Genomic DNA, 13,909 nt, shown 5'->3' on the forward strand with positions numbered 1-13,909 from the left:
GTCGGAGCACTTATCGGACAGGGATATTGGGCCATTATGTATTCTTTGAGGAAATATAAGTGTGGAATAGCTGCCAGAGCTATGGAAAAAGCTCAGAAGAGGGCTCATGAGATACAAGAGTTACCTGTGCTATGTGCGTAATAGGCAGTAGCAGACTGTAGATCGTAGCGATAACATATTAGACGGATTTGTTCTCATATTCAAAATAGGGATAATGGGTGCAGCTCTTGTTATTTACAAAGATACAACATCGTTTACCCTTTTGTCAAGCCCCCGAAAAAGAGCGTTCAGCTCATCAGTAGGTAAAAATCGGATAAGGCTTGAAAAAGTGACAAAATGATAGTCATAACCTCCTTTTTGCCGCAAAGAATAAACATTGAAAGAATATAGTACGGACAAAGCCTATGATGAGACCGTTGCATAGCAGGCAAATCGCTTCGTTGCTTGCGAGATTCGCCCTTGGTCATTTACCGGAAGTAAACTCCCTGTGCACTCACTCTTAGCGCCTTGCACTTTACCCTCTCTGCCCGGTCAAAGTGTCTTTTGTCGGCTTTGCCTCCAAAATCCACGAGACTGTTGACTTTTGCAACAGTCTCATGATAGTAGAGAAGATTCCTATCGCAAGTATGACCCATAACACAATACCCCAAACGCTATTCATACTGAAAGCATCCAACTACCACAACACACCGGCTACAAGATTCCATAAAAAGAGTTTCTTCACCTTGGTATTGATCGTCGGTTTTACTACAACCATCGGTTTGATCATATATTATTGGGGGTATGAGGGTGTGGCCGATAGTTTTCCCAAACTTATCGCAGATGAAAAAAGGAGCCCTTACCGGCTACCACAGTCGATAAGGGCTGATACAAAAAACTAAAAAAATTATTACTTATTTTTCTTCTTCCAGTACAGCTTGTGCCGCTGCCAAGCGTGCTATGGGTACACGGAAAGGAGAACATGATACGTAGTTGAGACCTATACGATGGCAGAATTTTACTGATGAAGGCTCACCACCGTGCTCACCACAGATACCGCACTTGAGATCAGGGCGTGTACTGCGTCCTGCATCCGTAGCCATTCTTACCAACTTGCCCACTCCATTCTGATCCAATACTTGGAAAGGATCCACTTTGAGTATCTTCTTATCAAGATAAACAGGCAGGAATGATGCTATGTCATCACGTGAGTAACCGAACGTCATTTGAGTAAGGTCATTGGTACCAAATGAGAAGAACTCTGCTGATGATGCAATACGATCAGCCGTAAGAGCAGCACGTGGTATCTCTATCATTGTACCCACCTTGAAGTCTACAGAAGCACCTCTCTCTTTGAATAGCTTTTCGGCCGTTTCTCGTATTACCGTCTCCTGAGCCTGGAACTCATATAGGATACCGGTGAGGGGTACCATGATCTCGGGCAAGCACTTTACGCCCTCGGCCTGAAGCTCCAAACATGCGCCGAGGATGGCACGTGTTTGCATCTCAGTAATCTCCGGGTAAGTATTACCCAAGCGACAACCTCTATGCCCCAGCATCGGATTGTGCTCGCACAAACTCTCGACACGCTGGCGTATGGTGTGTACGGATACACCCATGGCTTGAGCCATTTCCTCTTGTCCCTTCTCATCATGGGGTACAAACTCATGCAAAGGAGGATCCAATAGACGCACTGTCACAGGATATCCATCCATAGCACGGAAGATACCTTTGAAGTCTTTCTCTTGGAAAGGCAGTATTTTATCCAGTGCTTTCACGCGCCCTTCGGCATTTTCCGATAAGATCATCTCACGCATGGCTCTGATCTTCTCGCCTTCGAAAAACATGTGCTCGGTACGGCAAAGACCTATACCTACAGCTCCAAATCCGCGAGCGATGGCAGCATCGTGAGGTGTATCGGCATTGGTTCTCACTTTTAGCTTGGCATACTTGTCGGTAAGCTCCATGAGCTCTCTGAAATCATTGTCCATCTCAGCGGCACGGGTCTCCACCGAGCCCTCATATACCTTACCGGTAGAGCCGTCGATAGAGATAAAATCACCTTCGTGCAGTAATTTACCATCGATCTCTACGGTACGTTTTTTATAATCGATCAGTAACGATCCTGCACCGGATACACAGCACTTACCCATACCACGGGCTACTACTGCTGCATGTGAGGTCATACCTCCGCGAGCGGTAAGGATACCCTCGGCAGCAGACATACCGGCAAGATCCTCAGGTGATGTCTCAATACGCACAAGTACTACATTTTTACCTCCTGCATGCTGCTCTGCTGCATCGTCGGAGAAAAAGACAATCTGCCCTGATGCTGCACCGGGAGAAGCCGGTAGCCCCTTGGTAAGAAGATGTGCGGAAAGAAGAGATGTGTGATCGAATACAGGGTGCAATAGTTCGTCCAGTTTGTTGGGATCAATACGCTTGAGAGCTTCCTTCTCGGTGATAAGCCCCTCACGCATGAGGTCCATGGCAATCTTGACCATAGCCTTACCGGTGCGCTTACCATTGCGAGTCTGGAGGAACCACAACTTACCTTCCTGCACCGTATATTCCATGTCTTGCATGTCCCTGTAGTGCATCTCTAAGTTGTGTTGTATTTCATCGAGTTGTTTGTAGATCTCCGGCATAGCCTCCTCCATTGAGGGATATTTATCAGCTCTTTCAGCTTCAGAGATACCCGCTCTTTCTGCCCAGCGTTGCGACCCGATCTTGGTGATTTGCTGTGGCGTGCGTATACCGGCTACCACGTCTTCGCCTTGAGCATTGATGAGATATTCACCGTTGAAAAGCTTTTCGCCATTGGCAGCATCACGAGAGAAGCATACTCCGGTAGCGGAGTTCTCACCCATATTGCCAAATACCATAGCCTGCACATTCACCGCAGTACCCCACTCTGCCGGGATACCCTCCATACGTCTGTAGAGGATGGCGCGCTCATTCATCCAAGAATTGAAAACCGCCATGATAGCTCCCCAGAGTTGCTCTTCGGGAGAAGTGGGGAAGTCTTGACCCGTTTCTTCTTTTACGGCAGCTTTGAAGCGTTTTACCAAATCTTTCAGGTGGGCTACGCTCAACTCGCTATCCAAATGAACACCGGCTTCATGCTTTACGTCTTCAATAATCTTCTCGAAAGGATCGATGTCTTCTTTACTTGTAGGCTTGAGTCCCAGCACCACATCGCCGTACATCTGTACGAAGCGACGGTAGGAATCCCATGCAAAACGCTCATTGCCCGTTTTTCTGATTATGCCCTCAAGAACTTCATCATTGAGTCCCAGATTAAGAATAGTGTCCATCATACCCGGCATAGATGCACGAGCTCCTGAACGCACTGAAACCAGAAGGGGATTTTCGGGGTCACCGAATTTGGAGTTCATCAAAATCTCAACATGTTTTAGTGCTTGCTCCACTTCGGGGCGCAATAACTCTACAACCTGATCCTTGCCTATCCGGAAGTATTCGTTACACACGTCGGTGGTAATAGTGAATCCCGGAGGTACGGGTACCCCTATTAGATTCATTTCCGCAAGATTTGCTCCTTTTCCTCCCAGTAGGTTGCGAAGATCAGCTTTGCCTTCGGCTTTTCCATTGCCGAAAGTGTAAACTCGTTTTGTTTCCATGTCGATGTTTTTTCTATGAGTATTATGTAAAAAAATCAAACTTAATATCTCTTAAATGTGCTTTAAAATACGTTTTGTCTTAAAAATGTATCCTTTGTGGTTTTCGATTTTAAAAAATACTTGGTAAATATACGAATAAAAGTAAAATTGCAATCATGACTTTGCGATTTAAGTCTGTTTTGTAGTATAAAAAAACATAAATCCGCCTCAAAAGCATCCATTAGGCTACTTTTGAGGCGGTATAAGTTTAGTAATGGTGTTGTTAGCTCTTAGTTTCTACCAATATAGAACGCGGTCAGTACACAAATTATCAATCCACAATGTGCATTTCATACAGATCTTGCTCGGCGGGCACATCTGATTCTCCGGAGATAGTCCTATAGAGCATAATACTGTAGATATAAATAAGAGGTAATGTGAATATAGTACCGATCCCTAAGCAGATTAGCCCCAGCAATGTCAAGCCAAGAGAAATAATGTAGTAGAGCAGCACTTCCCAGAAGTTGTTCTTGGTAATTTCCCAACTGCGGGCAAAAGCCTCTGAGAAGCCTTCTTTCCTGTCAATATATGCCGTAACGGAAAAAGTGAGTCGGATCATAATCCAAATACCGGGAATGATAAGAAATATAAACCCAACAAAAAGCATGAGAGCATAAAGCACGGAAATTACAAATACGGGAATCCACAACTTAGGCATCCAGAAGTTGCGCTTGATCTCATTATTGGTAAGTTTATGCCCCCTTGTAATTTGCAAAGCTGTACGTATTATACCGATTTGGAAGATGAGGGCAATAATAACCATAAGGATATTTGACATAAACACGACCGAATAGCTGCCAATCTGCTGGGCATTTTCCACAGAAAAATAATTGACCACATAGATGATAAAATAGATCAATGTGAATACAATGAGTATCTTATTCTCCATGAGTAGCCGCCAAGACCTTTTGATGGCGTCCGAGTGATTAAAAGAATAATGCATAGTTCCAGTTTGCTATTAATAGTTAATAATTGTGTCCTCGTATGATGATATTACTTAATGAAGAAGCAAGCACCCATGAAAATGGGAAGCATTACAACTTCATATCCCTAAAGATATTAATTATTTGCTTTCCACAAATAGGATGAATAAAATCAGGAGCAATCTGAGCCAATGGCTTCATCACAAACTCTCGACTGCACATCAATGGATGGGGGATGATGAGACGGGGAGTATTGATAATCTCACCACCAAAAAGCAGGATGTCAATATCAATGGGTCTGTCACTGTAACCGCTATCGGAAGTAGATTTAACGTTGCGTCCAAGCTCTCGCTCAATTCCTTCAGTGATGTCGAGTGTTTGGAATGGAGACAATGATGTTTGCACCTTCACTGCAGCATTGAGGTATTTATTGTCAGAGTCATATCCCCATGAAGCAGTCTCTATAAAATGAGAGAGAGCAAGGATATCTCCCACTCTCTCTCCAATAAGTTTGACAGCCGATCTGAGAAACATTTCCCTATGCCCCTCGTTGCTTCCTAATCCCAAGCAGACTACGTTATAAGAAGTATCGGGCAATTTCATCAATCAAGACTGTTATTTATAAATGTATCTATCAAATAATAAGCATTGCATCACCATATCCGCCGAAGCGATACTTGTCTTTTACGGCTACTTCATATGCTTTCATGACGTTGTCATAGCCTCCGAAAGCAGCAGTCATCATAAGTAAAGTAGAGTACGGCATATGAAAGTTTGTTATCAGCGATGTAGGGAGGTTGAAGTCATAAGGGGGGAAAATAAAACGATTGGTCCAACCTTCATATTCTTTCAAATGACCATCTGTACTTGCTGCCGTTTCCATAGCTCTCAAGGTGGAAGTACCCACGACACAGACTTGTTTGCCTAAGTCATGTGAACGATTTACAATATCACAAGCGTCTTTGGGAACAACCATTTGCTCACTATCCATCTTATGCTTGGTAAGGTCTTCTACATCGATCTCACGATAGTTGCCCAATCCGTTGTGTACTGTGAGAAAAGCCATGCGACAATCCTTGATCTCCATGCGTTTGAGTAGTTCACGGCTAAAGTGCAAATTGGCGGCAGGAGCCACTACAGCACCCTCCACCTCAGCAAAAAGACTTTGGTAGCGCTCTGCGTCGTCAGCATTTACCGCACGATCCATATACTTGGGTATAGGCGTTTCTCCCAGGTCAAAGAGTTGCTTCTTGAACTCTTCATGAGATCCGTCGTAGAGGAAGCGCACTGTGCGCCCACGTGAGGTGGTATTGTCTATTACCTCGGCCACCATGCTATCGTCCTTGCCAAAGTAAAGTTTATTGCCGATACGTATCTTACGTGCAGGGTCGACCAAAACATCCCAAAGTTTGAGTTGACTATTGAGTTCTCTAAGCAGGAAAACCTCAATTTGCGCTCCCGTCTTCTCCTTATTACCATAGAGACGTGCGGGGAAGACCTTGGTATTATTGAAAACAAAAACATCGTCTTTATCGAAGTAATCCAATATATCTTTGAATATACGATGCTCAATATCACCAGTCTCTTTATGAAGAACTAATAATTTCGATTCATCCCTGAAGTGTGTAGGCTTCTTGGCGATTAAATTATCAGGAAGGTCAAATTTGAATTGTGAAAGCTTCATGTCTATATATTTTTATTTATTTATCCGTTTGAGAAGTGATCGAGATGTCATCAAGAGGAACATAATTGGCCAGAAAAAGCTCTATATCTTCTACTTTGATGCAATTGTCGATAAGAGCATCCCCCACTCGGGTACGACGCAGAGAAGCCAGGTGTCCGCCGGAACCCAGCGCTTCGCCGATATCACGAGCCAGAGCCCTGATGTAAGTGCCCTTGCTGCATACTACACGAATAGTAATCTCCGGCAGAGCGAAATCCAATAACTCTATATCATCTATAACAAGTTCGCGTGACTTGAGTTTAACTTCCTTGCCGGCTCGTGCCAAATCATAAGCCCTGTGACCGTTGACCTTACATGCACTGTATGCAGGTGGGACCTGCTCGATGCGACCGATAAATTTTTTGGTAAGGATCTGGATCACTTGTTCACGAGTAATATGTTCATAAGGGTATATAGCATCGGGCTCACTCTCCAGATCGAAAGTAGGAGTTGTGGCTCCAAGCCTTATTACCGCAATGTATTCTTTCGTCCCGGTCTGTAACTCATCAATGCGCTTTGTACACTTACCTGTACATAGTATCATCACACCCGTAGCCAACGGGTCCAATGTACCGGCATGCCCCACTTTGAGCTTCTTCACTCCAAGATGTCGGGATGCCTGATAACGAAATTTATTGACCAAATCAAATGAACTCCAGGTGAGTGGCTTATCAAAATAAAGGATTGCCCCTTCTTTGAGATTTATTGGCTCTTTGATATCCTTCATCTTATCAATGTGTTAAAGGCACCCCGGCCAGTAGCATGATCATAAAGATCACGGATACAATGATACGATAGTAACCAAAGACCTTAAAGCCCTTGCGCGTAACATAATCGATAAAAAAGCGTATAGCAAGCATGGCTACAATGAAAGCCACCACATTGCCAATGATGAGCGTGGTCATATTCTCTCTGAAAATCTCTATGCCAAACTCTTTATATAATTTGTAACCTTTGAGTAGTGTGGCTCCGAACATAGTAGGTATAGCCAGGAAAAAGGAGAACTCAGCTGCTTGTTTCCTCGAAAGCTTTTGTTGCATACCTCCCATGATAGTTGCCATGGACCGTGATACCCCGGGGATCATGGCTATACACTGAAAAATACCCACTACAAAAGCATTCTTATAAGTTACCGAGGGTTTGTCCGATGCTTTGAAATATCGATCAAGAGCTATCATCACAATACCACCAAGAAACAACATGATCACTACAACCCAGATATTACCCAAAAGCATGTCTATATATTTCTCCAACATCAGACCTGCAATTGCGGCAGGGATGCAGCCAACTATAATAAGGGCATAAAGACGCCAACCTGTCAAACTTTTATCCCGTGTACCATCACCTGTGGAGACTGCTTTAGAGCTATCGAAAGTAAAAAACCTCCTCCAATAAAGCACCACAACTGACAAAATGGCTCCGAACTGTATCATTACAGTGAAAGCTCTGAGATAAGGGGTATTTTCCATCTGCAAAATACCTTCTGAAAGGATAAGATGTCCTGTACTTGATACCGGGAGAAACTCAGTAAGTCCCTCGACAATAGCCAATATAATACTTTGAATAACTGTCATACGATAAGAAAATGATAAGCACGGAACTACCTCGCCGACATACAAAGTCACGATCTATGGCTCCGAACGTTTTTTTGTAATAAACTATTTATTTGTTACGACCCGGTTTGGTCAGAATAGCATAAATCATCAGCACAAAGCCTATCATACAGATGATAGGTGCCAATACAATACGTCTTGAACTGAAGATATCAGGATTAAAAGATACTCCATCGGCAGATCCACCACCGGACATCAGGACAAATCCAATCAAAATAATGAGCACAGAAGCACCCATCAAGATATAATTCTTTTTACCGTACAACATATTTGAGTACTATTAAATAATTTCCCATGCGAGCTTCGCCGGGTTTTCATTCTGTTTATCAATAAAAAAGTGCTGCCCGAGCATACACGGTAATAGTCAGATCAGATTGATCTTACCATTGTTCATGCGGATATATTTCCTTGCAGCAAGCCAAGAAGTAAAGGCCGAAATCAGTATGCCCAATATCACTAAGGCAGCAGCAAGAATTAAGAGCTGATCTGATGGCAAATAATTCATTATCTCTGTAAATGCATAGATCTGTATAGCCCAAAGACACAAACACCAAAGCCCCACAGAGAATAGGCCTCCCAAAAAACCATCCAACATGCTTTGCCCTACGATAGGGCGCTGTATAAACCACGGTCTGGCTCCCACCAAAGACATTGTTCTGATTTGGAACCTTTTGGAATAGATGATGAGGCGAGTAGTATTATTGATTTGAATGTAGCTGATAATAAGCTGTATTATAGCTACACACAATAAAATAAGCTCCCATGTATGCATATTACGGCATACTTGCTGCAATAAATCCTGACGGTAAGTAAGTCCCGCATCAGCATTCCACCGTCGTAATGTATTTTCTACTTTGGTCAAACTATCAGGGTGGGTATAATCCGCCTTTAGGTTGATCTCAATTTGAGATTGGAGCGGATTGTATCCCAATACATCTACAGGATTTTCACCCAACTCTTTTTCCAAATCCTGAGCAGCATTCTCCGGGGATATAAACTTACAGCTCCGTACAAAAGGCTGCTTACTGATATAGCTGTATATTTCAGAATTCTGAGCTTCAGAGTTACCCTGAGGCAACAACAAAGTAAATGAGATCTGCTCTTTGACCTGATTTTCAATCTGATTGCCGCCAATCTTGGCCAATCCGACCCCGCCCAATATGAAGAGGGTGAGCATAATACTTACGATGCTGAGCAATCGTGTGTGAAAGAACGCCGTAGAGCGCGATTTTTTCTTTTGTGTCATACTTTGTAAGAAAGCTTTTGTACAAATGTATACCCTACAAACTACAGACTCAAAGCTTGGATATGTACACAATGAGCCCAATTTGCATGCAAATTTAATAATTCCGTCAAGCTCTGGCAAACATATTGGATTTTAATCTGTGTGCAGCAAGGCATATGATCACCAATTACTCCTTTTATATTTATTAAAAACAACGTCAATGCTGATATTATTTTACAATATTAGAGGAGAAATATTAGAATCTAACTAAATAAAATATAGAGCCAAATTTCCATCCAATCTTTATATCCAAGGCTTTATACGACTTAATTAATATAAATATATTATTTTAAGTCCAAAAGCATATGGTTTTCCATCAAAATATGTGTAAATTTGCATGTGTTGTCTCAGATTATACTTTTTCCCTCAATTTATTTTTTCCTAAGTAGGCACCGGAAAGTATATTTACCACTTCTTATATTTTTTATATATACTGCATCGGATATGATGCAGGCTATTTGACACTATTTATTTGCTCGCTGCAATAATTTACATACAGCTATAAAAAAAGCAGCCACCCATGCTCTCACGAGTGGGGTAGCCGCAGACACTATTGAACTATATAAAAAAGAGAGAAACGTTATTTTCTCCTTAAACCAAACAAAATCAGTATGGTTTTTTGCATCCCCTCACATACGAAGGGATATGACTTATCTTGTAAAAACTAAAAATCTTTTATTCGTGAGATATATCTCTTTTACTCACAATGCGGTCGTTTCCAAGAGCACAGAATTAAGCAAAAAACGCATTTAGGTCGTAATCAGACTTGCTGAATCTTTATACCTACGTAAAAATCTCACAAAAAAGAACCTGTTTTTTGTCCTCTCTTGAAAGATTATGTTTACTTCAACAAGTACAAATATATTACTATAATGCCTTTTTTGCAATGTTATTGTTGCAAAAATCGGCTATTTTCACATTATTTACAAATATGAAACAAAAAATTATCCTTTTAAGGTGTATTTATACCCAAATTTGTTAATATGAAAGAATACTTATACCTAAAACACCTATGAATAGTGTTCCTATTATTATTTAGTATGTGTTTAAGCTGATATGGAATGTTGCCCGAAGCTTCGAAATAAGGACTATAATTGGCTAAACAATTGAGATCTGACACCAAAAGGCCCTTCCATAAAATAAGAAAGCAATTCATTTTTACAGACATTCTTGATCATAGAGATATTAAAGTGAAGAGGTTAAATACAATCCGTTTATATCAATGAATCAGATTAATATATATGTTTTATCTTTTAATACAATCAACAAAGAGAGTAACTAAGAAGGATTATTAAGGCTGATATTATCTGTAAACAAACTCCCATCCTCAGCAATGGTTGAACCCAAAGCGCAAAAAAATGCGGTGTGTATGATAATGTTGATGTTTAAGATTATCCTTCTGCCATTAATTTCAATTAGCTTGTTTCTCGTCTTAATATCTACTTCAAATTTGCAACTTAGAGGTTTCAAATAGGCCTAATTTAATTTGAGAATAGTTCTTTTATCGGATGGTTGCATCCTCATACTTGATTAAGATAAACACACGGTTAGTATATTCTTACGAGTAGAGATAAAAAATATGAGAAGAACTCTTGACAAAGGGGGTAAGATATTGTATCTTTGTCATAATACCAATTTACTTTTTATACCCAGCAAATGAGCGTTCACACAAATAGTACACTTCACAATAATATAGGTAAGTATTTATTTTTCCCTATACGTTGCTTGTATATGCAGCTATTAGAAGTTACATTTTGTCAAAATAGGAGTAAAAGGAAGAAATATCAAATTGTCAAAATACAGTAAACACATCTGAAACAGATCAAAAAAGCCGTAAAGGGATATTATCATTCTCTTTACGGCTTTTTAGTGGAAATATTTCTAAGAACGATTTTCTTAACTTGACTTCATTATTTTTCTAACAAGGTTGTGCTATTTTCTTAACTACGTGGTTAGGTTTTCTTAGTTAGAAAATTAGCAAAGCCTAACTAGAAAAATATATACTCCTAGTTAGAAAAATATTGAGAGTATCTTGATAATCTATTTTTACAATTATTAGGTAATGTAACACCACATAGGTTTTACTAAATGATCCATTATAGCCACCAAAACAACCCTTTTGATTGTATTTAACCACCAAAAATATCTATTTAACAAATAATACTCTTACCTTTCTTGTCAGATTATACTCTCTCATCGATATAATAGACAGATTTACGTGAGAGATAATTCATTCCTGCGAACAACATCTATTTCAGCTCTAACCTCTATATTACAGAGCCATAACCTCCTTTTCCAAAAATCCCAACGAAACAGAACAAATTATTTTGCTTAAAGAAAGGAATTACTTTTTCAAAGAAAGTTATGTGGAGCCTCATCTGAAGGAAAACCTCATGACGTTTCTTTCAAGAAATTGTGATAATGTTCTTTGCTATCGGAAAATCCAAACTCGATCAAGACATCAATGCACAAAAACAGTCGAGAAAACCTGATTCCGCTGAACAAGCACCACATTATAGAGGATATGAAAATTTAGCCCTGAGATCCGGACATTAAATCACAAAATCTCAAGGCTACAAATATTTTGAAAAAATCCGCCCCTCTCACAATTGAAAGGGGAAATGGATATTCCAGCAATATTTTAGAATAAAAAAATGAGGTACAACAGATCAGAAATTATCCATGTTGAGCTCTGTTTTCTTTGTAGGAAACCAGCCCGGACGTGAAGTTATCATTTGCCACATAGTTTCGGGGACTTTGAGTTCTTTACGCTTATCGACACAGAGTTCGGTCTCAATCTCATTTTCTTTGCCACTCTCCAGCTTTTCCAGCCAATGCGGTTCCATAATAAGTTCTCTTCCCATTGCTACTAATGGAATACCTGATGACAAAATTTCTGCTGCATCATCAGGTGTATGTACTTCCCCCACCCCAATTAACGGGATGCGATCTTGCAAAAATTCCTTGATCACCAAAGTACGAGCCCTTGTATCCTCAGGATTCCTCATGGAAGGAGAATTGAAACTCAAAGTTGAAATATGAAGATAATCCAAGTCTTTGTTAGCCAAGGCATCTACTAAATGAAGGGTATCCTCGATAGTAATACCCGGGGTTTCAATCTCCTCAGGAGATAAGCGATATCCTATAATAAAAGGTCGGTCAGTAGTTGAGCGCACTTTTTCCACCACTGCGTCTACAACAGCAAGCGGAAAGCGCATTCTATTTTCAAGACTTCCACCCCACTTATCAGTGCGTCTATTAGAATGTGGCGAGAAGAACTGCTGGATAAGATAAGTATTGGCTCCATGAATTTCTACACCCTCATAGCCTGCTTTTACAGCCCTCACTGCTGCCTGAGCATATGCTTCGATAAGCATCTCGATTTCATCGGGCTCTAATGCACGCGGCTCTACCAAACCATCTCTCTCAGCTTTTACTGCACTTGCACTTACGGGCAATGTTCCGGGAGGTAAAGTATTGGTAGGACACATACGCCCACCATGGTGAATTTGAAAAACCACTTTGGCTCCACGTGACTTGAGAGTATCGGCTATTTTGCGCATGCTGGGGATCTTATCATCAGAGTCAGCGCCAATTTGTCCTGTAAAGGCTTTCCCTCCCGGGTGAATATAAGCACATGCTGGCAAGATAAGCCCTGCTGTAGCGGCACGTTCTTTATAATACTCCAATTCTTCATCAGATACCATACCATCGTCATGGCCTGAAAAAGTAGTCATAGGTGCCATAACAATTCTGTTTTTCAGTTCAATACCGCATTTGGGAAAACGGAAAGAAGAGAATATAAGCTCTTTTGTCTTCATAAGAAATATATCGTTAATAATTATGTACAGATAAAACAATCAATCAAATCAATGGGTTTTCCACATTTTACAATATAGAAGAAATTGCGATTGATGCATTGTCTGGATTATTATGAAAAATATTCTATGAAAAACAAGAAGTAAAAGGCACAACTCAAAAAACGGGTTATGATTTGGAAACGAGCGGATATGTTTTATCTTTACTATTCTTCTACAAAACACTAAGAACGCTTACTTGAATATAAAAATCTTCATTACAAAGAAAGAAAAACGCACCCTTTTTCTCTCACAAAATGATAATGAATATATGACTGTCGCATATGGGGATACGGAGAAAGATTGCATATGCACATTAATTATACTGCATTGTCAGCTATAATCGTAAGTTGTAATACCTTTTCGGTAAAGATTTCATAATAGACATGCCCACTTTACAAACTTGATTCCGGTGGATCATCACATGTCGAAACATGCGGAAGAATTATTCATCCCAATGGATTTATCTGTGTTGCGAAAAAAGTATATCTCACAATCAATTACGCTAAGTCATGACAACACTATTGTGAATTGTGAGGATATTTCAGTAAGTCATTCGTCAGAGATAAAAATGAATTATTGGAGGGCAAACTGGATGCCTATAAAGAAACGCTTGGAACGAAGGCAAAAGCCAGAGCGGGAATAACCGTAACAACAAAATAATATGGGATTAATAGAACGCGTAAAATGCTGACTAAAAGAAACAAATACTATAGTAAAAAATCTTTTTAAAACATCAAAAAATTCTCTATTGTAGCTATCTTTTTTATTCTAAATGATCGTCCCTTAAAAAGCATATTTGAGCGAAATAATTTTTAGAGACTGTTGCAAAAGTCAACAGTCTCGTGG

Annotated in this window: 11 protein-coding genes; 1 reads left to right on the top strand and 10 read right to left on the bottom strand. The window is 40.4% G+C overall.

Annotation, left to right across the window (positions count from 1 at the left end; genetic code table 11):
- Positions 1 to 287: 287 nt before the first annotated feature.
- Positions 288 to 467 carry a hypothetical protein gene (locus tag VYJ22_RS10255; RefSeq protein ID WP_329903953.1) on the bottom strand — a complete coding sequence of 60 codons (180 nt, stop codon included), beginning with the start codon at positions 465 to 467 and terminating at the stop codon, positions 288 to 290.
- 129 nt (positions 468 to 596) lie between these two features.
- On the opposite strand from VYJ22_RS10255, the gene VYJ22_RS10260 reads away from it, so the two are divergent.
- Complete coding sequence (locus tag VYJ22_RS10260; protein ID WP_329903954.1) at positions 597 to 881, top strand: hypothetical protein; 285 nt, start codon at positions 597 to 599, stop codon at positions 879 to 881.
- A gap of 12 nt (positions 882 to 893) precedes the next feature.
- Here the strand turns inward: VYJ22_RS10260 and ppdK are convergent, their stop codons facing one another.
- The 9 genes from ppdK to VYJ22_RS10305 all read right to left on the bottom strand — a co-directional run bounded on the left by ppdK (position 894) and on the right by VYJ22_RS10305 (position 13,024).
- Positions 894 to 3,620, bottom strand: coding sequence for a pyruvate, phosphate dikinase (gene ppdK, locus VYJ22_RS10265; RefSeq protein WP_329903955.1), 2,727 nt, complete (start codon positions 3,618 to 3,620; stop codon positions 894 to 896).
- A 310-nt stretch (positions 3,621 to 3,930) separates the two neighbouring features.
- Positions 3,931 to 4,602 (bottom strand): glycerophosphoryl diester phosphodiesterase membrane domain-containing protein, encoded by a 672-nt coding sequence (locus VYJ22_RS10270; protein ID WP_329903956.1) that lies wholly within the window; start codon positions 4,600 to 4,602, stop codon positions 3,931 to 3,933.
- Positions 4,603 to 4,693: 91 nt separating this feature from the next.
- Complete coding sequence (folK, locus tag VYJ22_RS10275) at positions 4,694 to 5,185, bottom strand: 2-amino-4-hydroxy-6-hydroxymethyldihydropteridine diphosphokinase (RefSeq protein ID WP_329903958.1); 492 nt, start codon at positions 5,183 to 5,185, stop codon at positions 4,694 to 4,696.
- Between the two features lie 31 nt (positions 5,186 to 5,216).
- Positions 5,217 to 6,266: a tRNA preQ1(34) S-adenosylmethionine ribosyltransferase-isomerase QueA gene (gene queA, locus VYJ22_RS10280; RefSeq protein WP_329903959.1), complete on the bottom strand. Its 1,050-nt coding sequence runs from the start codon at positions 6,264 to 6,266 to the stop codon at positions 5,217 to 5,219.
- Positions 6,267 to 6,282: 16 nt separating this feature from the next.
- Positions 6,283 to 7,032 carry a tRNA pseudouridine(55) synthase TruB gene (truB, locus tag VYJ22_RS10285; RefSeq protein ID WP_329903960.1) on the bottom strand — a complete coding sequence of 250 codons (750 nt, stop codon included), beginning with the start codon at positions 7,030 to 7,032 and terminating at the stop codon, positions 6,283 to 6,285.
- Positions 7,033 to 7,036: 4 nt separating this feature from the next.
- On the bottom strand, positions 7,037 to 7,879 hold the full coding sequence (locus tag VYJ22_RS10290) for an undecaprenyl-diphosphate phosphatase (protein WP_329903961.1): 843 nt from the start codon (positions 7,877 to 7,879) through the stop codon (positions 7,037 to 7,039).
- A gap of 88 nt (positions 7,880 to 7,967) precedes the next feature.
- Positions 7,968 to 8,186, bottom strand: a complete 219-nt coding sequence (locus VYJ22_RS10295; RefSeq protein WP_329903962.1) for a DUF3098 domain-containing protein — start codon at positions 8,184 to 8,186, stop codon at positions 7,968 to 7,970.
- A gap of 96 nt (positions 8,187 to 8,282) precedes the next feature.
- Positions 8,283 to 9,164, bottom strand: coding sequence for a cell division protein FtsX (locus tag VYJ22_RS10300; protein WP_329903963.1), 882 nt, complete (start codon positions 9,162 to 9,164; stop codon positions 8,283 to 8,285).
- Between the two features lie 2,708 nt (positions 9,165 to 11,872).
- Complete coding sequence (locus VYJ22_RS10305) at positions 11,873 to 13,024, bottom strand: NADH-dependent flavin oxidoreductase (protein WP_329903964.1); 1,152 nt, start codon at positions 13,022 to 13,024, stop codon at positions 11,873 to 11,875.
- Positions 13,025 to 13,909: the final 885 nt, after the last annotated feature.

Origin of the sequence: Porphyromonas pogonae (genome assembly GCF_036320655.1) — a bacterium.
Lineage (GTDB): Bacteria > Bacteroidota > Bacteroidia > Bacteroidales > Porphyromonadaceae > Porphyromonas > Porphyromonas pogonae.

Coding starts and splice junctions, on each gene's coding strand:
- VYJ22_RS10255 (WP_329903953.1), bottom strand. CDS start 467: ATGACCAAGGGCGAATCTCGCAAGCAACGAAGCGATTTGCCTGCTATG.
- VYJ22_RS10260 (WP_329903954.1), top strand. CDS start 597: ATGATAGTAGAGAAGATTCCTATCGCAAGTATGACCCATAACACAATA.
- ppdK (WP_329903955.1), bottom strand. CDS start 3,620: ATGGAAACAAAACGAGTTTACACTTTCGGCAATGGAAAAGCCGAAGGC.
- VYJ22_RS10270 (WP_329903956.1), bottom strand. CDS start 4,602: ATGCATTATTCTTTTAATCACTCGGACGCCATCAAAAGGTCTTGGCGG.
- folK (WP_329903958.1), bottom strand. CDS start 5,185: ATGAAATTGCCCGATACTTCTTATAACGTAGTCTGCTTGGGATTAGGA.
- queA (WP_329903959.1), bottom strand. CDS start 6,266: ATGAAGCTTTCACAATTCAAATTTGACCTTCCTGATAATTTAATCGCC.
- truB (WP_329903960.1), bottom strand. CDS start 7,032: ATGAAGGATATCAAAGAGCCAATAAATCTCAAAGAAGGGGCAATCCTT.
- VYJ22_RS10290 (WP_329903961.1), bottom strand. CDS start 7,879: ATGACAGTTATTCAAAGTATTATATTGGCTATTGTCGAGGGACTTACT.
- VYJ22_RS10295 (WP_329903962.1), bottom strand. CDS start 8,186: ATGTTGTACGGTAAAAAGAATTATATCTTGATGGGTGCTTCTGTGCTC.
- VYJ22_RS10300 (WP_329903963.1), bottom strand. CDS start 9,164: ATGACACAAAAGAAAAAATCGCGCTCTACGGCGTTCTTTCACACACGA.
- VYJ22_RS10305 (WP_329903964.1), bottom strand. CDS start 13,024: ATGAAGACAAAAGAGCTTATATTCTCTTCTTTCCGTTTTCCCAAATGC.